Consider the following 20,965-nt stretch of genomic DNA (forward strand, 5'->3'; position numbering starts at 1 on the left):
AAAACGCCGAGCGGTCCTGATGCCGGACCGGCTACAGTCGAAAGGGCGGCAGACCCGTAGGGGACCGCCGTACCACCGAAGCGATCAACGGATCGGGAGTCATGGTCTGCACCGTGGGGGCGCGAGCTATCTGCGTCGAGCTGGAGAACTGAGAACCCTCTCAGTCCCGTTCTCGGCCCGGCTCGGCGTGTGCTCTTCCCCCACCTGCCACGACTCTTCCGTGAGGCCATGCAGCCATGCGCGCGACGCAGATCCGCGAGACGTTCACCGACTTCTTCACCTCCCGCGGCCACCATCAGGTCCCGTCCAGCCCTCTGGTGCCGGACGATCCCACCCTGTTGCTGACCAACGCCGGGATGAACCAGTTCAAGCCCTATTTCCTCGGCGAGACCCCGCCCGCCTTCCCCCGCGCCACCAGCATCCAGAAGTGCGCGCGGACCTCGGACATCGACAACGTCGGCCGCACCAACCGGCATGCGACGTTCTTCGAGATGATGGGCAACTTCTCCTTCGGCGACTACTTCAAGGAAGACGCCATCGCGTTCGCCTGGGAGCTGCTCACCGAGGGGTACGGGCTGGCGCCGGAGAGGCTCTGGATCACCGTCTACGAGGACGATGACGAGGCCGAACGCCACTGGCGCCGCATCGGCGTCCCCGCCTCCCGTATCCAGCGCCTCGGCATGGCGGACAACTACTGGTCGATGGGCGTCCCCGGCCCCTGCGGCCCCTGTTCGGAGGTCAACTACGACCGCGGCCCCGCCTTCGGCAGGGAAGGGGGGCCCGCCGTCGACGGCGAACGCTATGTGGAGATCTGGAACCTGGTCTTCATGCAGTTCCGGCGCGGCGAGGGCGACAAGAAGGGCGGCTTCCCCATCCTCGGCGAACTCGCCACCAAGAGCATCGACACCGGACTGGGCCTGGACCGGCTCGCCGCGATCCTCCAGGACGCCGAGAACGTCTGCACCACCGACCTGCTGCTGCCCACCCTCCACACCGTCCAGCGCCTCGCCGGCCGCGACTACCCCGGCCGGGGCGAGGAGAAGGTCTCCTTCCAGGTCGTCACCGAGCACGCCCGCTCCATCGCCTTCCTCATCGCCGACGGTGTGCTGCCCGCCAAGGACGGCCGCGGTTACGTGCTGCGCCGGCTGATGCGCCGTGCCGTCCGCCACGCCCGCCTCCTGGGTATCGACGGGCCCGTGCTGCCGGCCGCCACCGCGAGCGTGATCGCCAACCTCGGCGGGGTCTGGCCCGAACTGACCGCGCAGGCCGCGCTGATCGAGCGGGTCGTCACGAACGAGGAGGACTCCTTCACCCGCACCCTGTCCCAGGGCACCCGGCTGCTGGACGCCGCGATCACCCGTACCCGTGCGACCCGGTCGGCCGCGCTGCCCGGCGAGACCGCCTTCGAGCTCGCCGACACCTACGGTTTCCCCCTAGAACTCACCGTCGAGGCCGTCCGCGAGGCCGGGCTGACCGTCGACGAGGACCGGTTCGCCGCCCTGCTGGCGGAGCAGCAGAAGCGCGCGCAGGCCGGCGGCAGGGCCAGGACCGCCGAGGCGCTCAGGAAGCGGGACACCTACCGCGAGCTGGCCGCCGGTCTGCCGCGGACCGAGTTCCTCGGCTACGACCACCTCACCGCCGAGACCACGGTGCGGGGCATCGTCCGGGACGGCGCCGTGGCCCGCACCGCCCCCGAGGGCAGTGAGGCCGAACTCGTCCTGGACCGCTCACCCTTCTACGCCGAGGCCGGCGGTCAGATCGGCGACACCGGCACCCTGACCACCCGCGATGGCGCCCGGCTGCGGATCACCGACACGCGCTACGGCCTGGACGGCTTCCGGGTCCACACCGCCCGCGTCCTCGAAGGCGAACTCCGTACCGGCGACAGCGGTGTCGCGGTGGTGGACGGCGACCGCCGCCAGGGGCTCATGCGCGCGCACTCGGCCACCCACATCCTCCACGCGGTCGTCCGGGCCGTCCTGGGCGACCACGCCCGCCAGCAGGGCTCCCTCGTCGAGCCGGACCGGCTCCGTTTCGACTTCGCGCACTTCTCCGCCGTCGGCCCCGACGAGCTCGCCCGGATCGAGGCGGCCGTCAACGGCCACGTGCTGGACGACCCGGAGGTGCGGGCCTGGTACGCCGGCCGCGCGGAGGCCGAGGCCGCGGGTGCGCTCGCCCTGTTCGGGGAGAAGTACGGCGACACCGTACGGATCGTCGACATCGGCGACTTCTCCCGTGAGCTGTGCGGCGGCACCCATGTCGCCCACGGCTCCCAGATCGGCACCTTCCGGCTGCTCGGCGAGTCCTCCATCGGCTCCAGCCTCCGCCGCGTCGAAGCCCTCACCGGCCACCAGGCCCGCCACCACCAGGACACCGAACGGCGCCTGCTGGCCGAGCTGACCGGTCTGCTCGGCACGCGTCCCGCCGACGCCCCCGCGGCCCTGCGTAAGCGCCTGGACGCGCTGGCCGATGCCCAGGCGCAGCTGGCGAAGGTGCGGGCCGGAGAACTGCGGCAGCGGGCCGAGCAGCTCGCCGGAGAGGCCCGGGAGGTCGGCGCGGGCCGGCTCGTCGCGCGGCGCGTCACCGGCGTCGCCCCGGACGAACTGCGCGGTCTCGCCGCCGAGGCGCTCCGCCGTATCCCGCCCGGCCCGGCCGTCGTGATCCTCGCCGCCGACCACGACGGCAAGGCCCTCCTCGCCGCCGCCGTCTCGCCCGATCTGCATCGGGGCGGTACCGAGGCCGGTGAGCTCCTCACGGCGGCGGCCCGCACCGTGGGCGGTGGCTCCGGCGGTCGCGGCCCCCTGGCCAGCGCCGGCGGACGCCGCCCCGAGCACCTCGACCGGGCCCTCGACCAGGCGGCCCGGCACGCGGCCGGTCTGCTCGGCGACGCCGCCGCGGGGGCCCACAGCTCCTGATCGGCGGCCGGGGCGTCGCCGGACGCCGGGGTGGCCAGGTGCGGAGATCCGTGGAGGGCAGCCACCGCAGGGCCGTACCCGGCGTACGGGGCCGCCTCAAGGCCCGACGGCCCCGTACGGCCTTGCGGCGGCCCGTCCGATTCGCGAACGGCGCGGGAGCACCTGACCACCGGCGCCGAGCGGTCCGGTGCCGGTCGCGGGTCCCGGCGCGGCCGCTCGCCCAGGGGTCCGGATTCGCCGCGATGGTGCGCCGTGGCCGGCCCGTGCGGGGCCGGCCACGTGCTGCGCGGTACCGGATCCGTGCTGTGCGGACCGGTCAGGATCCACACCCTCTCACCAATTGGTCACCACAAAGACGATCGTATGGCTTACGATCGCATTTCATATAGCGTCCATGCGGTGAATGGAGATGCGATGAGGATCCTGGCTCTCGGCGGCCCCGGAGCGATGGGGGCCGTGGCGGTGCGCGTGGCGGTCCGGCTCCCCGGTGTCACGGAGATGGTGGTGGCCGACAGAAACCTGGCCGCGGCCCAGGCGCTGGTGGACCGGCTCGCCGGTACCGCCAAGGTGCCGATGCGGGCGCTCGCGGTGGACGTGACCGACGCCACCGCGCTGCGCACCGCACTGGAGGACGCGGATGTCGTGCTCAACACCGTCGGTCCGTACTTCCGCTTCGGCATGACCGTGCTGCGGTCCGCGATCGCGGCCGGAACCCACTACCTGGACATCTGCGACGACTGGGAGCCGACCCTGGAGATGCTCGCCCTGGACGAGGACGCGCGGGCCGCCGGGGTCTGCGCCGTGATCGGTATGGGCGCCAGCCCCGGTGTCAGCAACCTGCTGGCCGCCCGCGCCGTCCGGCAGCTGGACCACGTCCAGGACCTGTACACCGCCTGGCCCGTGGACGTCACCGGCGGCGGGAACGACGACGAACAGATGAGTGACGCCGAAGGGCGCCCCACCGCGGCCGCCGTGCACTGGATGGAGCAGATCAGCGGGGAGGTGGCGATGATCAGCGGCGGGCAGCTCGTCCAGCGGCAGCCGCTCCTGCCGGTCGCCCTCGACGTCGCTCCCGGACACTCCGGCACGGCCTACACCGTCGGGCACCCCGAGCCGGTCACCCTGCACCGCAGCTTCCGCCCGACCGGTGAGGCCGCCAACCTCATGGTCATCACCCCGGGCACAGTGGCCTACCTCGACGTCCTGCGCCGCGATATCGACGCCGGCAAACTCACCGGCGAGACCGCCGCGGCCGATCTGGTCCGGCCCTCGGTGTCCCGCGCGCTGCGGGCCACGGCGGGTGCCGTTACGCGCAAGGGGCCCGGGTCGCTGCCGCCGTTCTTCGCCGTCGCCAGGGGCACCCGGAACGGCGCCCCGGTCACCGTGCTGGCCCGGCTCGCCGATACGCCCGGTGCCACGGCGCTGGTCAACGACATGGCGGAGGCGACCGGGCTCCCGCTGGCGCTGGGGCTCGCGCAACTGCTGGACGGCACCGTCCGGCACCCCGGCGTGCACCCGCCGGAGACCGCCGTCGACCCCGGACGGTTCTTCGCCGATCTGGTGCGCCAAGTGCCCGGCCTCGCCGGCGGTCACGGCGCTCCCGACGGCGTGGCCCTCACCGTGACTCCGGCCGGATGAACGGGCGGGACACCATGGCATCGGCATCGGCAGCGGCCGGCCCGCCCCGTACCGCGTCCGTCGACGTGGCGGGGCGTGCCGTCCGCTACGCCGCGACGGGCAGCGGCCCCCCGGTGCTGCTGCTGCACGGTCTGGAACGCAGCCTGGCGGACTGGGGGCCGCTCCAGGCCGCCCTGCCCGGCTACCGGGTACTCGCGGTCGACCTCCCGGGGTTCGGGGGATCGCAGCCCCTGCCGGACTGGCGGCTCGCGTCGCTGGCCGGGCAGGTCGAGGGGGTGCTCGACCGGCTCGGTATCGCTTCCGGTGTGCACGTGGTGGGCAATTCCCTGGGCGGCGCCGTCGCCATGCAGCTCGCCGCCCGCGCCCCCGCGCGGGTGTCCTCGCTGGCGCTGCTCAACAGCGCGGGATTCGGCGGCAATGTCAGCTGGGCGCTGCGCGTCCTCGACCTTCCGCTGCTCTGGCGGCTGTTCCTGCGTCCCGACGAGGGCCTCGCGCGGGAGACGGAGCGCCTGCTCTTCCACGACCCGGCCTTCGCGACCGACGAACGGGTCGCCACGGCACTGGCCCTCGCCCGCCGCGAAGGGGCGGCGCGGGCGTCGCGGAACATGTCCCGCGAGCTCGGTTCGTGGCGCGGCGTACACGTCGGCTGGCGCAGGGAGCTGCTCGCGCAGGTCGCGGCGCTCGACACCCCGGCGCTCGTCGTCTGGGGCACGCACGACCGCATCCTGCCCGCCGGCCATTTCATCAACGCCGTGGCGGCCCTTCCCCGGGCGCGCACCCATCTCTTCCCCCGGTGCGGGCATCTGCCGCAGATCGAGCGCACGGCGGAGACGGCCGCGCTGCTCCGGTCGTTCTGGGGGGATCTGTAGACGGGGCGGCGATCGGTGAAAAGAGGGAGGGGGTGAGGGGCGGGGGGGGGGGGGGGGGGGGGGCGGGCCCGCCCCCCCCTCCCCCCCATCGCGGTAGTCCTGGATCTCGTGCGCGCCCTCGCCGTAGACATGCAGATGCACGTCGCGCGCGGGGGTGCGCAGCATCCGGTGGCCGGCCTCGCGCACCCGGAGGACGAACCCCTCCGCCACGAGTGCCGGTACGAAAGCGTCCTCGTCGTCGACGTCCTCGACGATCAGCAGCATGTCGATGATCGGTTTCGCCGCCAGCCCGGGGACCGACGTGGAACCGATGTGCTCGATCCGCGCCGCCTCCCCGAGCGCCCGGCGGACCCGCGCGGCGAGGGCGCCGAACCGCTCGGCCCAGTGCGGATCCGGGTCCACCACCACGATCCGGGTGGGCTCACGGCCGCCGATCAGGACCTGGTCGAGGTAGTCGTCATCATGCTCAGTACCCATCGGCCGACCCTATGCCGCCCTGATCGGGGCCGTGTTGCCGGGAGGGTGTGCGGGTGAGTGGGCGTGCCTGGCGGCGGCCGGGGCGGACAGCGTGATCGGCGCGCTCGCCGGGCGGGCCTCCGGTCCGTGCGACCTGCCGGGGCTCCGCTCCGGCACCCCCGCGTGCCGTACCCTTCACACGCCCGAAAGGCCCACCATTTCCACGAGCAGAACGGATTCCCCCCGCATGCCGGCACCAGACGTCCAGGTCCCCACCCGGACGCTCGTCGAGGCCCTGATCCGCACCGACCACACCGTCGATACCGGCGAGCTCTACGCCACCGCCGACCTGCTCGGGATGAGCGATCAGCAGGTGCGGCTGTGCGTCAAGCGGCTGGTCACCGAGGGGCGTTTCACGCAGGAAGGCAGGGGGCGCAAGGCCCTGCTGCGCGCCACCGGCGCCACCGCGCGGTCGCTGGGGCCCGACGTCGAGTTCGTCTCCCACGCCTTCCAGCAGGACGCGGGGCTGGTGCCCTGGGACGGCACCTGGCATCTGGTCGCCTTCGCCGTGCCCGAGAGCATCCGCACCGCGCGCGACGCCCTGCGGACCGCGCTCACCCGGCTCGGCGGCGCCCCCGTGCAGGGCGGCCTCTACGTCAGCGCCAACGGCTGGGAACCGTACGTCGAGGAGCAGGCCCGCCAGCTCGACGTCCTCGGCCACCTCACCTTCCTCACCACGCGCGACCTGCGCCAGGGCGAGGAGCGCGATCCCGTCGCCCTCGCCCGCGCCCTGTGGCCGCTGGACGAGATCGCCGAGGCCCATCACCGCCTCGCCGCCGTCGCCCGGCCGCGGCTGAGCCGGCTGGAGGAGACCGGACTGACGGCCCCCGAGCGGCTGAGCATCGCGGTCGAACTGGCCGCCGAGTTCTCCCGCGCCATGGAGCACGACCCCCTCCTGCCACCCGAACTGCTCCCGCAGCCCTGGTCCGGCACCCAGGCCCGGGAAATCGTCGCGCGGTGCTGGTCGCTGCTGGACACGTACGAGGCGGCGGACGAGGGCATCAGCCTCTTCCAGCTCTACCGGGACGTGGTCCCGCCGACGGCCGCCGGGGGGTGAGGGCCGCGGCGGGCGGCGGGGCGCCTGCGGCACCCGGACCGGCGCACCGCGGCGTGGGCGGCCCTGCGCCTTGCGGTCCGCGTCGGCCACAGCGTCCAGCGGTGGGTGGTGCCGTCCGGTGCTGTGGGCTCGCGGCGCCCTCCTCAGCCCGGCAGGGACCAGGACGGTCCGGTCGGTTCGCCGATCCATACGGTCTGTGTGGTCGAGGTCGTGGTCTCATTCGAGGTCTCGGACGCCTTGTGTTTGTCCATGACCGGGACTTCGCGGCCGTCCGAGGACAGCCACCTGCCGGTCTGTGTGTGCGGGTCCAAGACGATGTCGGAGTACGGCAGACGGGCCGTGCGCGGGAAGGGCCTCATCCGGCCAAGTCCCCACGGGGGCAGTGTTGTTGAGGTCGTGGCCGCTGTCGTTGCTTTCATGAGTTCTCCCTATCGTGTCGGGATGTGCGTGGTCGAGGGGGCCGGCGCCGGTCTGATCGTGGCTGTCAGATGCGGTTGACCGTGAGGTGCGCCCACACTGTCTTGCCGGGGTCGCGTGGGCGGATGCCCCAGTTCTCCGACAGTGCGTCGACGATGAGCAGGCCCCGGCCGGAGAGGTCGTCCGGGCCGGGCTTGCGGAGTTCGGGCATCCGCCACTGGTAGGAGTCGGAGACTTCCAGGATCAGCAGGCCGCCTCGGCGGCGCAGGCCCAGTTCGAAGAACTCGCCTGTGCCCTTGGCGTGGCTGATGACGTTACCCGTCAACTCGCTGGTGATCAGGGTGGCGGCGTCAACGAGGCCGCCGAGCTTCCACTCCGTCAGGAGTGCTTCTACGTGGTGGCGAGCTGCCGGTACGGAGCTCTTGCGGATCCGGAACCTCATCACGTGCGTGCGCCCGGACATATGTCCCCCAAGGGTGGTGGGCAGGCGGAACCTTGATCACTCACGGTCTCGTTTCAGTGGCACGGAGTGATGTGATTGAAGCTAGGGGTGCAACAGGGCAACTTGCAAGTCATTGGTAGATGTAAATTTACGAGCCACGTAGAGTCTCAACAGCCTGGTGCGCGCGGTCAGTTACCGTGCATCCTGGAAGCGGACGACAGGGAGATGGCATGCCCGCAGGTGGGAAGCCCACAGTGCGCAGTCGGCGGCTCGGTGCGGCCCTCAAGAGGTATCGACTCGCCGCTCATCTCGACCAGGAGCACGCGGCCGAGGCGCTTGGCTGCTCCACGGCGAAGGTCAGCCGCGTCGAAGCGGGCATCAGTGCGTCGCGCGTCGGGGATGTGCGGATCCTGCTGGACCTCTACGGCGTGGGCGACGCCAACGTAAGGGCGCATTTGGAGCACCTCGCCCGGATGAGCAACAAGCGGGGCTGGTGGCTCGACTACGCGGGCATGGTCAGTGATGAGCATGCTGATGTGATCGCGCTGGAGACCGACGCGTCGTACATCCGGACGTGGCAACCGCTCTTCATCCCCGGACTGCTGCAAACGCCCGGCTACTTCAAGACGCTTGCCGGTGCCAGCGTGACAGTGCATCCGCCCGAGACCATCGAAAAGGCCATGGCGGTCCGGCGGGAACGTAAACGGGTCATCGAAGAAGCCGGATCGCATTTCGCCGCGGTCGTCTGGGAGCCGGCGCTGACTGCTCCCATGCCGTCAAGGGAAGTGCACCGCGAGCAGCTGATGTACGTCCTCGACGCCGCTCGGCGGCAGAACGTCACGGTGCAGGTCCTGCCGTATTCGGAATGGAGTGCCGCACACATGGCGTCGCACTTCGTCCTGTACTCGTTCGGCCCCGAGCCTGCCCCTGAAGCCGTCGCGTTCGACAGCACGACGAGCACCGTGCTCATCGAGGACTTGGAAGACGTGGCCAAGCATGCGCGGATCTTCGAAGCGCTCCGGTCGGCCGCGTTGAGTCCGAAGCGAAGTCTGGCTTTCCTGGAGAATGTGATAGCGGGTATTCCGAAGAGTGAGGGGTGACATCGATGAGGTCTCGGGACATCGTCACTGAATTCGTCAAGGCCAGTGCATCGCAGGGGATAGATCAGGAATGCGTGGAAGTCGCGCACACCGCCGACGGTGGCCGGGCCGTCCGGGACAGTAAGGACCGCGACGGTGGGACGCAGTTCCACACGCCCGCCGCCTGGGCCGCGTTTGTCGACGGGGTGAAGGTGGGGGCGTTCGAGGCGCTGTGACGGTCGCGTATGAGCGGCGGGGGGGCTTCCGGGGTTCGGAGGTCGTCGGGCTGCGCGCGGAGGGGTGCGGACATCCGGCGTCGGGCGCCGAGCCCTCAGGCTGTCGCTTACGACACCACCACAAGCTCCGTGCTCTTCGAAGACCCGGAGGACATGGCCACGCATGCCCAGATCTTCGAAACTCTGAGATCCGCCGCGCTGACACCCGACCAGAGCCTGTCGTTCATCCGGCGGGCGATGAAGGAAATCCCGGAGAGCGAGAGGGAAAAGGAATGAAGAACCGAGACATCGTCACCGCATTCCAGAAGGCCAGTGCTTCCTCAGGGCCGACCAATGACTGCGTGGAAGTCGCGCACACCGCCGACGGTGGCCGGGCCGTCCGGGACAGTAAGGACCGCGACGGTGGGACGCAGTTCCACGCGTCCGCCGCTTGGGCCGCGTTTGTCGACGGAGTGAAGGCGGGGGCGTTCGAGGCGCTGTGACGGTCCCGTATGGGCAGCGGGGGACCTTCCGGGAACCGGAGGTCGACGGGCTGCACGTGGAGGGGTGCGGACACCGGCGTTGGGCGCCGAGCGGGGCGCGTGAGTGCGTCGTCACGGCCTGGGGCGGGTGGGCGCGTGGGCGGGACGGCGGGTTCGCCGGGTTCGGCAATGTCGCGTGGGGCGGCGGGGCCCATGCCCTCTCCCGGACACGGTCGGGGCGGGGCCGGTCGTGGAGGCCGTGCGGGGAGCGGGGAGCAAGGGGAGGCGCCGCCCCAGGCCCGGGGCGCCCGCCCCGGCGCCGTTCGCGGCCGGGGAGAGTCCGGGGCGCGCGCCGGGTCATCGGCCCCCGCGCCGCCCCGTCGTAGGCTGCCCCCATGTGCGGAATCGTGGGATATGTGGGCGGGCAGCCCGCCCTTGATGTGGTTCTGGCCGGGCTGAAGCGGCTGGAGTACCGGGGTTACGACTCGGCGGGGGTCGCCGTGCTGGCCGATGGCGGGCTGGCGGCGGCCAAGAAGGCGGGGAAACTCGCCAACCTGGAGAAGGAGCTGGCGGACCGTCCGCTGCCGACCGGGACGACCGGGATCGGGCACACCCGGTGGGCCACGCACGGCGGGCCCACCGACCGCAACGCCCATCCGCATCTGGACAACGCCGGCCGGGTGTCCGTCGTCCACAACGGCATCATCGAGAACTTCGCGGCGCTGCGGACCGAACTCACCGACCGCGGGCACGAGTTGGTGTCCGAGACGGATACCGAGGTCGTCGCGCACCTGCTGGCCGAGGCGTACTCGTCGTGCGGCGATCTGCCGGAGTCGATGCGGCAGGTGTGCCGGCGGCTGGAGGGCGCGTTCACGCTGGTCGCGGTGCACGCCGACGTACCGGATCTGGTCGTCGGGGCGCGCCGCAACTCGCCGCTGGTGGTCGGCGTCGGGGAGGACGAGGCGTTCCTGGCCTCGGACGTGGCGGCGTTCATCGCGTACACCCGGGAGGCCGTCGAACTGGGCCAGGACCAGGTTGTGGAGCTGCGCCGGGACGGTGTGACGGTGACGGACTTCGACGGCGCCCCGGCGAAGGTGCGGGCGTACCACGTCGACTGGGACGCGTCGGCGGCCGAGAAGGACGGCTACGACTACTTCATGCTGAAGGAGATCGCCGAGCAGCCGAAGGCGGTCGCGGACACCCTGCTGGGGCGGATCGACGCCTCGGGGGTGCTCGCGCTGGACGAGGTGCGCATCGCGCCGTCGGTGCTGCGCGAGGTCGACAAGGTCGTCATCGTGGCGTGCGGGACGGCGTACCACGCGGGCATGATCGCCAAGTACGCGATCGAGCACTGGACGCGGATCCCCTGCGAGACCGAGCTGGCCAGCGAGTTCCGCTACCGCGACCCGATCATGGACCCGCGGACGCTGGTGATCGCCATCAGCCAGTCCGGCGAGACCATGGACACGCTGATGGCGCTGCGGCACGCCCGTGAGCAGGGCGCGAAGGTGCTCGCGATCTGCAATACGAACGGGTCCACGATCCCACGGGAGTCGGACGCGGTGCTGTACACGCACGCCGGGCCCGAGGTCGCCGTCGCCTCCACGAAGGCGTTCCTGACGCAGCTGGTGGCCTGCTATCTGGTCGCGCTCTACCTGGCGCAGGTACGGGGCACCAAATGGGGCGACGAGATCCGCGACGTGGTGCGCGAACTGGCGGCCATCGGCACCCAGGTCGAGGAGGTGCTCGGCACGATGGAGCCGGTGCGCGAGCTGGCGCGCGGCCTCGCCCACAAGAACACGGTGCTCTTCCTGGGGCGGCACGTCGGCTACCCGGTGGCCCTGGAGGGCGCGCTGAAGCTGAAGGAACTCGCGTACATGCACGCGGAGGGATTCGCGGCCGGTGAGCTCAAGCACGGGCCGATCGCGCTGATCGAGGAGGATCTGCCGGTGGTCGTGGTGGTGCCGTCGCCGCGCGGCCGCTCGGTGCTGCACGACAAGATCGTCTCCAACATCCAGGAGATCCGGGCCCGCGGGGCGCGCACCATCGTGATCGCGGAGGAGGGCGACGAGGCGGTGGCCCCGTACGCCGACCACCTCGTACGGATCCCGCGCACCCCGGTGCTGCTCCAGCCGCTGGTGTCGGTGGTGCCGCTCCAGGTCTTCGCCTGTGAGCTGGCCACCGCCCGCGGCAACGAGGTCGACCAGCCGCGCAACCTCGCCAAGTCCGTGACGGTGGAGTGAACCGGTGATCATCGGGGTGGGGATCGACGTCGCCGAGATCGAGCGGTTCGGCGCGGCGCTGGAGCGGACACCGGAGCTGGCACGGCGGCTCTTCATCGAACAGGAGCTGCTGCTGGCGAGCGGCGAGCGCCGCGGGACCGCCTCGCTGGCGGCCCGGTTCGCCGCCAAGGAGGCGGTGGCCAAGGCGCTCGGCGCGCCCGGCGGACTGCACTGGACGGATGCCGAGGTGTACGTCGAGGACAGCGGCCAGCCACGGCTGCGGGTCCGCGGCACGGTCGCGGCGCGCGCGGCGGAGCTGGGCGTACGGGCGTGGCATGTGTCGCTCAGCCATGACGCGGGCGTCGCGTCGGCGGTGGTGATCGCCGAGGGGTAGCGGCGGGGCGGCCGCCCGGGTGCGGCGCTCCGCTCCCCGTCCGGGTGCGGTGCCCGCCGCGGCGCGGGTGTGAGACTGACCGCATGAGGACTGCCTACAGCGTGGAGAGCGTGCGGGCCGCGGAGCGGGAGCTGATGGCCCGGCTGCCGGACGGGGCGTTGATGCAGCGGGCGGCGGCCGGACTGGCCACCGCCTGCGCGGAGTTGCTGGGACGGGTGTACGGCGCCCGGGTGGTGCTGCTGGTCGGCAGCGGCGACAACGGCGGCGACGCGCTGTACGCGGGCGCCCGGCTGGCGCGCCGCGGGGCCGGGGTCGCCGCCGTACTGCTGTCGCCCGAGCGGGCGCACGGCGGCGGACTGGCCGCGCTGCGGGCGGCCGGCGGGCGGGTGTCGGCCGACGCGGACCGGGACCTCGCACGGGCCGATCTGGTCGTGGACGGCATCGTCGGCATCGGCGGCCGGGGCGGGCTGCGCCCCGAGGCGGCCCGGCTCGCCCGCGTGGCACGGGAGTCGGCGACCGTGGTGGCCGTCGATCTGCCGAGCGGGGTCGACGCGGACAGCGGCGAGGTGCACGGGGACGCCGTACGGGCCGATGCGACGGTGACGTTCGGGGCGTACAAGCCGGGGCTGCTGATCGATCCGGCGCGCGAGGCGGCGGGCGCGCTGCGGCTGGTGGACATCGGGCTCGCGCCGCCCGCGGTGGCCGATGTGGAGGCGTTGCAGCACGCGGACGTGGCCGAGCTGCTGCCGCGGCCGACCGCCGAGAGCGACAAGTACCGGCGCGGGGTGGTCGGCGTGGTCGCCGGCTCGGCGCGCTATCCGGGCGCGGCGGTGCTGGCGGTGGCGGGCGCGCTGCGCGGGGGCGCGGGGGCCGTACGGTACGTCGGCCCGGCCGCCGACGCGGTGCTCGCGCGGTTCCCGGAGACGCTGGTGCACGCCGGGCCGCCCGGCAAGGCGGGCCGGGTCCAGGCATGGGTGATCGGACCGGGCCTCGGCGACGACGCGGACCCGCTGGACGAGGTGCTGGCCGCGGACGTGCCGGTGCTGGTGGACGCGGACGGGCTGCGCTTCCTGACCCCGGAGCGGGTCCGCGCCAGGACCGCGGGCACCCTGCTGACCCCGCACGCCGGCGAGGCCGCGGCGCTGCTGGGCCGGGGCCGGGACGAGGTCGAGGCGGCCCGGCTGCACTCCGTACGGGAGCTGGCCGGGCGGTACGCCGCCACCGTGCTGCTGAAGGGCTCGACGACGCTGGTCGCCGACGCGGCCGGGCCCGTACGGGTCAACCCCACCGGGACGGGCTGGCTGGCGACGGCGGGCAGCGGCGATGTGCTCTCCGGGGTGACCGGGGCGCTGCTCGCCGCCGGGCTGCCGGCCCGCGACGCGGGGTCCGTCGGCGCGTATCTGCACGGGCTGGCGGCCCGCCGCGCGGCCGGTCCGACGGGCGCCCCGATCCTGGCGTCGGAGGTCGCCGGTCACCTGGCCGCGGCCTGGCGGGACGTACAGGACTGACCGGGCGATCCGGCCGGGTATGCCCAGGTCACGCACCCGCCTGCCGGAGCGACGGGGGACACCGGGGCGCCGGTCCCCCGGAGTACGGCGGTGCCGCCTGAGACACTGAGGAAGATGAACGAGACAGCAATGCGTGCCCGCGCCGCCATCGACCTCGCCGCCGTCCGGTCGAACGTCCGCGCACTGCGCCGCCGCGCACCCGGGGCAGAGCTGATGGCCGTGGTCAAGTCCGACGGCTACGGACACGGTGCGGTGCGGTGCGGCCGCGCCGCCCGCGCGGCCGGTGCGAGCTGGCTGGGTACGGCGCTCCCGGAGGAGGCGTTCGCGCTGCGGGCGGCGGGGGACACCGGGCGGCTGATGTGCTGGCTGTGGACGCCCGGCGGCCCCTGGCACCAGGCGATCGAGCAGGACATCGACGTCTCGGTGAGCGGCCTGTGGGCGCTGCGCGAGGTGACCGTGGCGGCGCAAGCCTGCGCCCGCCCCGCCCGCGTCCAGCTCAAGGTCGACACCGGTCTCGGCCGCAACGGCTGCCAGCCCGCCGACTGGCCGGAGCTGATCGCCGCCGCCCGCGCCGCCGAGGTGGCGGGGGAGCTCACGGTCACCGGCGTCTGGTCCCACTTCGCCTGCGCCGACGAGCCCGGACACCCCTCGATCGCGCTCCAGCTGACCGCCTTCCGGCAGGCCCTGGCGGACGCCGCGGCGGCCGGGCTGCGCCCCGAGGTACGGCATATCGCCAACACCCCGGCGCTGCTCACCCTCCCCGAGGCCCACTTCGACCTGGTCCGCTCCGGTATCGGCGTCTACGGCGTCTCGCCCAGCCCCGAGATCGGCATCCCGGAGGACTTCGGGCTGCGGCCCGCGATGACGCTGGAGGCGTCGCTGGCGTCGGTCAAGCGGGTCCCGGGCGGCCACGGCGTCTCGTACGGCCACCACTACACGACGCCCGGTGACACCACCCTCGCGCTGGTCCCGCTCGGCTACGCCGACGGCATCCCGCGGCACGCCTCCGGCAGCGGCCCGGTGCTGGTCGCGGGCAAGTGGCGGACGGTCGCCGGCCGGATCGCGATGGACCAGTTCGTGGTGGACCTGGGCGGCGACGGCGCGCGGCCGGGCGATCCGGCCGTGCTGTTCGGGCCGGGGGACCGCGGCGAGCCGACCGCCGAGGACTGGGCCAGGGCGACCGGCACCATCGGCTACGAGATCGTCACCCGGATCGGCACCCGGGTGCCACGCGTCTTCCTGGATAGTGAGGTGCACGACGAAGGAGTCGGCGGCCAGGGGGGCAGGGCATGACGGAAGGCAAGGAGACCGCGGCCAAGGCGGTCGGGGCGGCGGCCGACGCGGCCGGCAACTGGTCCAGGGCCGGGCGGCACGCGGGCATCGCCGGCGCGGCGATCGGCGTGGTGGCGGCGGGCGCCGCGGCCGGGGTGGCGCTGGAGCGGATGACGGTCGGCCGCGGGATGCGCCGCCGGGCCCGGCTGGCGCTGGACGCGGCGGGCCCGTACGGCACGCTGCGCGGCACCCCCGGCACGGTGATCGCGGAGGATGGCACCGCGCTGTACTACGAGGTCGACGAGGCGGGCGGCGCGGCGGGCCACGCGTCGGCCGAGGCGCCGAAGAAGCGGTCCGGCGGCTCCGGGACGGCGGGCCAGGGCGCCTACCGCAAGCGGCTGCGGGCGGCGCTCGGGCGGCGCTCCCCGGAGCTCACCGTGGTCTTCAGCCACGGCTACTGCCTGAGCCAGGACGCCTGGCACTTCCAGCGCGCCGCGCTGCGCGGCACGGTGCGCACCGTCCACTGGGACCAGCGCAGCCACGGCCGCTCGGCCCGCGGGCTCGCCCAGCTCGACGGCTCCGAGCCGGTCACCATCGACCTGCTGGGCCGGGATCTGAAGGCGGTGCTGGACGCCGCCGCGCCCGAGGGACCGATCGTGCTGGTCGGGCACTCCATGGGCGGGATGACGGTGATGGCGCTGGCCGACCAGTTCCCCGAGTACGTCGCGGAACGGGTGGCCGGGGTGGCCCTCATCGGCACCTCCGCGGGCCGGCTCAGCGAGGTCGCCTTCGGGCTGCCGGCGCTGGGCGTCAAGGCGTTCCACCGGCTGGCGCCGGGCGTGCTCAAGGCGCTGGGCGCGCAGAGCGAGATGGTCGAGCGGGGGCGGCGGGCCACCGCCGACCTGTTCGCGGGGATCGTCAAGCGCTATTCGTTCGGTACGCCCGAGGACGTGGATCCGGGCGTCGCCCGGTTCGGTGAGCGGCTGATCGAGGCGACCCCCATCGATGTGGTCGCCGAGTTCTACCCGGCCTTCGCGGAGCACGACAAGACCGAGGCGCTGGTGGCGTACGACCGGGTGCCCGCGCTGGTGCTCGCGGGGGAGAAGGACCTGATCACCCCGGCCGACCACAGCCGGGCCATCGCCGAGCTGCTGCCCACGGCCGAGCTGGTGTGCCTGCCCGGCGCCGGGCATCTGGTGATGCTGGAGCGCCCCGACGAGGTCAACGAGCAACTGGTGTCGCTGGTGGAGCGGGCGTGCGCGACGGCGCGCAGCTCCCGCTCCGCGCGGGCCTGAACGAGGGACCCGAGAGGCCCGGACGGAACCCCGGGCGGCCCGGCCGGGGCGCCGGTCCGGGCCGTCGGCCGGACGCGGGCCCGGCACGGCCGGCCGCCGGGCCCGTACCATTTGCGGCATGAGCACCACTGCCGCGACCACCCACGTCACGATCAAGTCCCCCGACCAGATGCAGGAGTTGGGCCGCAGACTGGCCGCGCTGCTGCGCCCCGGTGACCTGGTGCTGCTCACCGGCGAGCTGGGCGCGGGCAAGACGACGCTGACCCGCGGCCTCGGCGAGGGCCTGGGCGTGCGCGGCGCGGTGACCTCCCCGACCTTCGTGATCGCCCGGGTGCACCCCTCGCTGACCGGCGGTCCGGCGCTGGTGCACGTGGACGCGTACCGGCTCGGCGGCGGTCTGGACGAGATGGAGGACCTGGACCTGGACGTCTCGCTGCCCGAGTCGGTGGTGGTCGTGGAGTGGGGCGACGGCAAGGTCGAGGAGCTGTCCGAGGACCGGCTGCACGTCGTCATCGCGCGGGCGGTGGGCGCGGACGCCCCGGGCGGTCTGGCCGACGCCCTGGAGAGCGACGCGGACGACGTACGCGAGGTGACGGTCACCGGCATCGGCGCGCGCTGGGCCGACGCCGGTCTGCCCGCCCTCGCACCCCGCTGACCGCGCCGTACCCCGCCCGGCCGGGGGCCGGTGGTGCCGGACCGCGCCAGAGATTTCAGTGCCCGAGGCTCTGACCTGGGCATTGAAATCTTTCGTGAAGTGACTTACGTCACATTCGCCGCACGAAAAGTTTCACTACCCGCACGGACCCGGCGGGGGTCCGAGGGGCTGTTCACCCAGTGTGATCGAGGACGGCAAGTGAGGGGTGCCCAGGAAGACGCGGGCCGTCGCCTGGGGCCATGGCGAGACTCTCTGCGGCGTAGGTTCATTGGTCACCTGATGATCTGGCCGTCGCGGGTGCGTACTGCGGGGACCGCGATTCTCATCGACCGTACGATTCGCTCCAGCCGGTCCGTGGTGCCCTGGGGTGGGCGCTTGCGCCACGCTTGGTGCAGCGGTAGCGCTTGGGCAGGTAGCGGCCGGGAGGCGAAGTCGATGATCTCGCGGGCGGTGGACCACGGGTTGCTGCTGAAAACGATCTCTCAGCGCATCGCCACGTTCCGTTTAGCGTCAGATGCACTCAGCTATTCAGCTGAACGGCATCAGGACCCGGCCTACGGATCGCAATCTCAACCGGAGTCCCTGCCGACGACCCCTCGAAGGAGAAGAACGCGATGGGCCCCGCCCCCCCCGTCGGCGGCGACGTAAACCACGGCATGCCCGACCGCGTGCCAAGGCGTGGAAGTGACCGTGCACGTCCTGCCTTGAGAGCTGTCTGCGAATCCTGGCTATTGAACTTGATTGGGTGATGTCGGGGCGTTGGCCTGAAGGTGTGTGGGTTGGTTCGGTAGCTGTGGGGTGTGAGATACGCGCAGGGCGGCGGCTTGACCGACGCCAAGAGGGCTGCGAGGGAGCGGATCCGGCTGGAGGCAGTCGGTCACTTCGAGGGTGGCACGAAGAACAGAGAGATCGCTGCCGCGCTGCGGGTGAGTGAGCGGTCGGTGGAACGTTGGCGCCGGCAGTGGCGGGAGCACGGCAGGGAAGGTGTCCGGTCGAAGGGTTCGCCCGGGCGCCCGAGGCTGTCCGGTGAGCAGATGGCCAGGTTGGAGCGGGAGTTGGAACATGGCCCGCTGGCTCATGGACGGGCGGACCAGCGGTGGACGCTGGCGCGAGTGAAGACGTTGATCGGGCAGTTGTTCCACGTCAGCTACACCGTGGAGGGGACGTGGCAGCTGCTCAGGCGGCATGGCTGGTCGTGGCAGCAGCCTGCTCGGCGGGCGATCGAACGCGACGACGATGCAGTGGATTTGTGGAAGAAGGAGGTGTGGCCGCGGGTAAAAGCACCGCGGCGGCCCGCGGGGCCTGGATCGTCTGCGAGGACGAGGCCAGTCAGTCGCTGAGGCCGCCACGGGCCAGGACCTGGGGCCGGGTTGGCCGGACGCCGGTGGTCCGGGTGCGGGGCCGGGGTTCCGGACGCGTCTCCATGGCCGGAATGACGTGCTTCAAGAACGGGGAGCGTTCACGGCTGATCTACAGCTTCCGCGTCCATCGGGGAGGCAAGGGCGAGCCCAAGGGTTTCACCTGGCAGGACTACCGCGACCTGAGAGTGCGGGCACACAACCAGCTCAGTGGCCCGATGGTCCTGGTCTGGGACAACCTGCGGACTCATCTGATGTCACAGATGAAGGCTTTCATCGCCGAAAACGACGGCTGGTTGACGGTGTTCCACTTCCCCGCCTACGCGCCCGATCTCAACCCGCAGGAGGGCATCTGGTCGCTGGTGAAACGCGCCATCGGCAACCTCGCCGCCGCAAACCTCGACCAGCTGGCCACCGCCGTGAAACGCAGCCTCAAGAAGGTCCAGTACCGCCCACACCTGATCAACGGCTGCCTCACGGGCACCGGCCTGACCATGGAAACCTGATCCCGATCAGACCGACATCACGCATTCAAATTCAGTAGCCAGGCCGATGTTCTGCTGCCTCAGCAGCACGGATCCTGGCTCAATGAAGTCGTAGCCCTCGCTCTCCTGGGTCTGTACCTGACGCGGCACAGATCCCATGGCGACTCGTGCCAACAGCTCTAAAAGTGGTCTGGGTGCCGCATGATGCGGCACCCAGACCACTCCTTGCTACGCGCCCGGAGCCCACATGTATCAGGCACGACATCACATCGGAGTGGTCCTGGAGCAGATCTGCTTGCAGGCACACTTGACGGCTGAAGCAGTAGCTCACCGGAGCGGATTCACTCCTCGCGACGTTGCCGACTTCCTATCCGGCGATCGATTCCACAGCAGACTCTTCATTTTGCGTTTTGCGCAGATCAGCAGAACAGAGTCACAACTCCTAGTCAGAGTTTGGGAAGATGAAGATGAAGATGAACGACATCTCCGGCTGTCCGGCCGTAGAGAGAACTCCTGTAGGACTGCCAGGAGCCCGCAATGACCCTTCCCAGACGCCACTACCGTCGCGGTGGTCAGCTTTCGGCTCCAGCGTGATCCGCCGGACAGGTTCAGGCGGCAGCCGGAGGCAGACCTACGGGAACGCTTGAAAGCCTCCGCAGATGTCATTGCGGCGGTGCCCTTGATAGCCGAGTTTCCCAAGAAGTGATCGTTATCGACGAGTACGAGGCTGAGGGCTCCCGTGTCCATACAAGATCACCGCCGTCCAGGAACTGGATCAGGCCGGGCGCAAGGTGCTGGTGGTCGGCGAAAGGTCAACGATGCTCCCGCACTTGCCATCGCCCACACTGGCATCGCCATGGGCCAGGCCGGCTCTGATCTTGCCCTGGAGACCGCCGACGCCGTCGTGGTCCGTGACGCACCGGCCACCATCCCCGCCGCCGTCGCGCTCTCCCGCCGCGCGCGGCGCCTAGTGGTGCAGAACCTGGTCATCGCCGCCACCTTCATCACCAGCCCGGTCATCTGGGACCTGGCCAGGACCCTGCCGCTGCCGTTCGGCGTCGCCGGGTGTGAGGGATCCACCATCATCATGATCCTGAACGGCCGGCGCCTGATGGCGGATGCCGCATGGCGCTGCGCCCGCAGCGGGAACGGCAAGTGAGCCACCGCAGCCGCCTGGCCGCCCCCGTGAGCGTGGGGGCGGCCCGCTGCACGGTCACCACCTGCCGCTGCGGCACGACGGAGATCCCTGGCCTGGACCACGCCAAGCCATCGAACCGTGACCCGTCCGATCCGGCAGCCAGGTCCTGCTCGCGCAGCGGGGTGAAGTCGACGTCCAGCGACACTTCGGCAATGCCCGCACGTGCCTTACACGCTTTCATCTCGACTACCAGCAGATTTCCTTGACAACCCCAGGCAACGCTCGGAGTCATGAATAAGCGTTGGGGGAATTACGTACCGTGGATGTATGCAGTGGGAGCGACCCTGTGCGCTTCGATGCGGTCGCTGCGAATGAGATGATCCGCTAGTTTTTCCGAGCACGCTACATACGTGGACGACAGGTCCCAGTCACAGGCGACGACCCAGCTGCGGTCCTCGGGCCACCAGTGCTCCGGCCCGCCGTAGTCTTCGCCGGTATGTCCCCTGACTGCCTCCAGGCTGGAGAGCGAAGACTTCCAAACAAGGGGCTCTTCGTCGTTGAGGCGCCTGCCGAGTTCATAGCTGAAGAAAACCGCTTGGCCTGGTGCTGTGGAATCCGACAGAATTCTCACCAGTTCCTGGCGAGTATCTGCGTCAGCTTCCGCCTCAGTGGTTTCCCACTGTTCCCCGACGGGCGGATTCAGTACCTCCTGCCTCAGCAGCCTGCTCGTGAGCTCGCCGTGAAATCGGACACAGGCGGCCTCGGCCATCTCTCGCCACGTCCTTCGCAGCCCGGGGGCCTCCTCCAGCCACCACGGGTGGAAGACACGTACATACGCCGGGAACCCCTCAGGGACAACCTCGGTGACGACATGGTGTCGTGCGTGGATGGAAGGCGTCAGCCGCTCTCGTAGCCAGCTCAGCACCTGCTCGGGGTCCGGTTCAGGCATGAACTTGTCAGCCACTTCCTTGTTCTGCATGTTCTCCATTATCCCGGATGATACCCACG

At 71.5% G+C, this 20,965-nt stretch carries 19 protein-coding genes and 2 pseudogenes; 16 read left to right on the forward strand and 5 right to left on the reverse strand.

Features of this window, described 5'->3' with window-relative positions:
- The first annotated feature begins 236 nt into the window (after nt 1–236).
- From alaS to IH09_RS24570, 3 genes are all read left to right on the forward strand, one after another.
- The gene (gene alaS / locus IH09_RS24560) at nt 237–2,915 is read left to right on the forward strand and encodes an alanine--tRNA ligase (RefSeq protein WP_052859645.1); all 2,679 of its coding nucleotides are present in this window, start codon (nt 237–239) and stop codon (nt 2,913–2,915) included.
- 414 nt (nt 2,916–3,329) lie between these two features.
- Nucleotides 3,330–4,553, forward strand: a complete 1,224-nt coding sequence (locus IH09_RS24565; protein ID WP_052859646.1) for a saccharopine dehydrogenase family protein — start codon at nt 3,330–3,332, stop codon at nt 4,551–4,553.
- Nucleotides 4,554–4,567: 14 nt separating this feature from the next.
- Entirely contained in the window at nt 4,568–5,422 is an 855-nt protein-coding gene (locus IH09_RS24570; protein WP_052859705.1) for an alpha/beta fold hydrolase, read from the forward strand.
- A 153-nt stretch (nt 5,423–5,575) separates the two neighbouring features.
- On the opposite strand, the pseudogene IH09_RS37845 reads toward IH09_RS24570, so the two are convergent.
- Nucleotides 5,576–5,899 (reverse strand): annotated as a pseudogene (locus IH09_RS37845) (GrpB family protein); the annotation flags it as partial.
- Between the two features lie 226 nt (nt 5,900–6,125).
- Here IH09_RS37845 and IH09_RS24580 point away from each other — a divergent pair.
- Nucleotides 6,126–6,995 carry a PaaX family transcriptional regulator C-terminal domain-containing protein gene (locus IH09_RS24580; RefSeq protein WP_052859648.1) on the forward strand — a complete coding sequence of 290 codons (870 nt, stop codon included), beginning with the start codon at nt 6,126–6,128 and terminating at the stop codon, nt 6,993–6,995.
- 143 nt (nt 6,996–7,138) lie between these two features.
- Here the strand turns inward: IH09_RS24580 and tgmA are convergent, their stop codons facing one another.
- Nucleotides 7,139–7,414 carry a putative ATP-grasp-modified RiPP gene (gene tgmA / locus IH09_RS24585; protein ID WP_110952554.1) on the reverse strand — a complete coding sequence of 92 codons (276 nt, stop codon included), beginning with the start codon at nt 7,412–7,414 and terminating at the stop codon, nt 7,139–7,141.
- A gap of 65 nt (nt 7,415–7,479) precedes the next feature.
- Nucleotides 7,480–7,875: an ATP-binding protein gene (locus IH09_RS24590; protein ID WP_190233391.1), complete on the reverse strand. Its 396-nt coding sequence runs from the start codon at nt 7,873–7,875 to the stop codon at nt 7,480–7,482.
- Between the two features lie 209 nt (nt 7,876–8,084).
- On the opposite strand from IH09_RS24590, the gene IH09_RS24595 reads away from it, so the two are divergent.
- From IH09_RS24595 to IH09_RS40875, 11 genes are all read left to right on the forward strand, one after another.
- Nucleotides 8,085–8,954 (forward strand): helix-turn-helix domain-containing protein, encoded by an 870-nt coding sequence (locus tag IH09_RS24595; protein ID WP_052859650.1) that lies wholly within the window; start codon nt 8,085–8,087, stop codon nt 8,952–8,954.
- A gap of 5 nt (nt 8,955–8,959) precedes the next feature.
- Complete coding sequence (locus IH09_RS24600; RefSeq protein ID WP_052859651.1) at nt 8,960–9,169, forward strand: DUF397 domain-containing protein; 210 nt, start codon at nt 8,960–8,962, stop codon at nt 9,167–9,169.
- Nucleotides 9,170–9,178: 9 nt separating this feature from the next.
- Nucleotides 9,179–9,445 carry a Scr1 family TA system antitoxin-like transcriptional regulator gene (locus IH09_RS40155; RefSeq protein WP_052859652.1) on the forward strand — a complete coding sequence of 89 codons (267 nt, stop codon included), beginning with the start codon at nt 9,179–9,181 and terminating at the stop codon, nt 9,443–9,445.
- Nucleotides 9,442–9,651: a DUF397 domain-containing protein gene (locus tag IH09_RS24610; protein ID WP_052859653.1), complete on the forward strand. Its 210-nt coding sequence runs from the start codon at nt 9,442–9,444 to the stop codon at nt 9,649–9,651. The genes IH09_RS40155 and IH09_RS24610 overlap by 4 nt, the downstream gene beginning before the upstream one ends.
- A 374-nt stretch (nt 9,652–10,025) precedes the next feature.
- Nucleotides 10,026–11,873: a glutamine--fructose-6-phosphate transaminase (isomerizing) gene (gene glmS / locus IH09_RS24615; RefSeq protein ID WP_052859654.1), complete on the forward strand. Its 1,848-nt coding sequence runs from the start codon at nt 10,026–10,028 to the stop codon at nt 11,871–11,873.
- Between the two features lie 4 nt (nt 11,874–11,877).
- A complete protein-coding gene (locus IH09_RS24620; RefSeq protein WP_052859655.1) occupies nt 11,878–12,246 on the forward strand; it encodes a holo-ACP synthase in 369 nt (122 codons plus the stop codon).
- An 83-nt stretch (nt 12,247–12,329) separates the two neighbouring features.
- A complete protein-coding gene (locus IH09_RS24625) occupies nt 12,330–13,754 on the forward strand; it encodes an NAD(P)H-hydrate dehydratase (protein ID WP_110952555.1) in 1,425 nt (474 codons plus the stop codon).
- Between the two features lie 114 nt (nt 13,755–13,868).
- Entirely contained in the window at nt 13,869–15,047 is a 1,179-nt protein-coding gene (gene alr / locus IH09_RS24630; RefSeq protein ID WP_052859657.1) for an alanine racemase, read from the forward strand.
- Nucleotides 15,044–16,321 carry an alpha/beta fold hydrolase gene (locus IH09_RS24635; protein WP_052859658.1) on the forward strand — a complete coding sequence of 426 codons (1,278 nt, stop codon included), beginning with the start codon at nt 15,044–15,046 and terminating at the stop codon, nt 16,319–16,321. The genes alr and IH09_RS24635 overlap by 4 nt, the downstream gene beginning before the upstream one ends.
- A 118-nt stretch (nt 16,322–16,439) precedes the next feature.
- Nucleotides 16,440–16,976 (forward strand): tRNA (adenosine(37)-N6)-threonylcarbamoyltransferase complex ATPase subunit type 1 TsaE, encoded by a 537-nt coding sequence (gene tsaE / locus IH09_RS24640; protein ID WP_052859659.1) that lies wholly within the window; start codon nt 16,440–16,442, stop codon nt 16,974–16,976.
- Between the two features lie 800 nt (nt 16,977–17,776).
- Nucleotides 17,777–18,840 (forward strand): IS630 family transposase gene (locus tag IH09_RS40875; RefSeq protein WP_446750508.1). Its coding sequence is split into 2 segments (ribosomal slippage): nt 17,777–18,224 and nt 18,224–18,840, totalling 1,065 coding nucleotides; the frame shifts between segments, so codons are not numbered across the junction.
- Nucleotides 18,841–18,846: 6 nt separating this feature from the next.
- Here IH09_RS40875 and IH09_RS39300 read toward each other — a convergent pair.
- Complete coding sequence (locus IH09_RS39300) at nt 18,847–19,032, reverse strand: hypothetical protein (protein ID WP_190233393.1); 186 nt, start codon at nt 19,030–19,032, stop codon at nt 18,847–18,849.
- Between the two features lie 536 nt (nt 19,033–19,568).
- On the opposite strand from IH09_RS39300, the pseudogene IH09_RS24655 reads away from it, so the two are divergent.
- Nucleotides 19,569–19,978, forward strand: a pseudogene (locus tag IH09_RS24655) (heavy metal translocating P-type ATPase); the annotation flags it as partial.
- 289 nt (nt 19,979–20,267) lie between these two features.
- On the opposite strand, the gene IH09_RS24660 reads toward IH09_RS24655, so the two are convergent.
- Entirely contained in the window at nt 20,268–20,945 is a 678-nt protein-coding gene (locus IH09_RS24660) for a hypothetical protein (RefSeq protein ID WP_052859662.1), read from the reverse strand.
- Nucleotides 20,946–20,965 lie beyond the last annotated feature (20 nt).

It is taken from the genome of Streptomyces celluloflavus (assembly GCA_000720995.1).
GTDB classification, from domain to species: Bacteria; Actinomycetota; Actinomycetes; order Streptomycetales; family Streptomycetaceae; genus Streptomyces; species Streptomyces celluloflavus.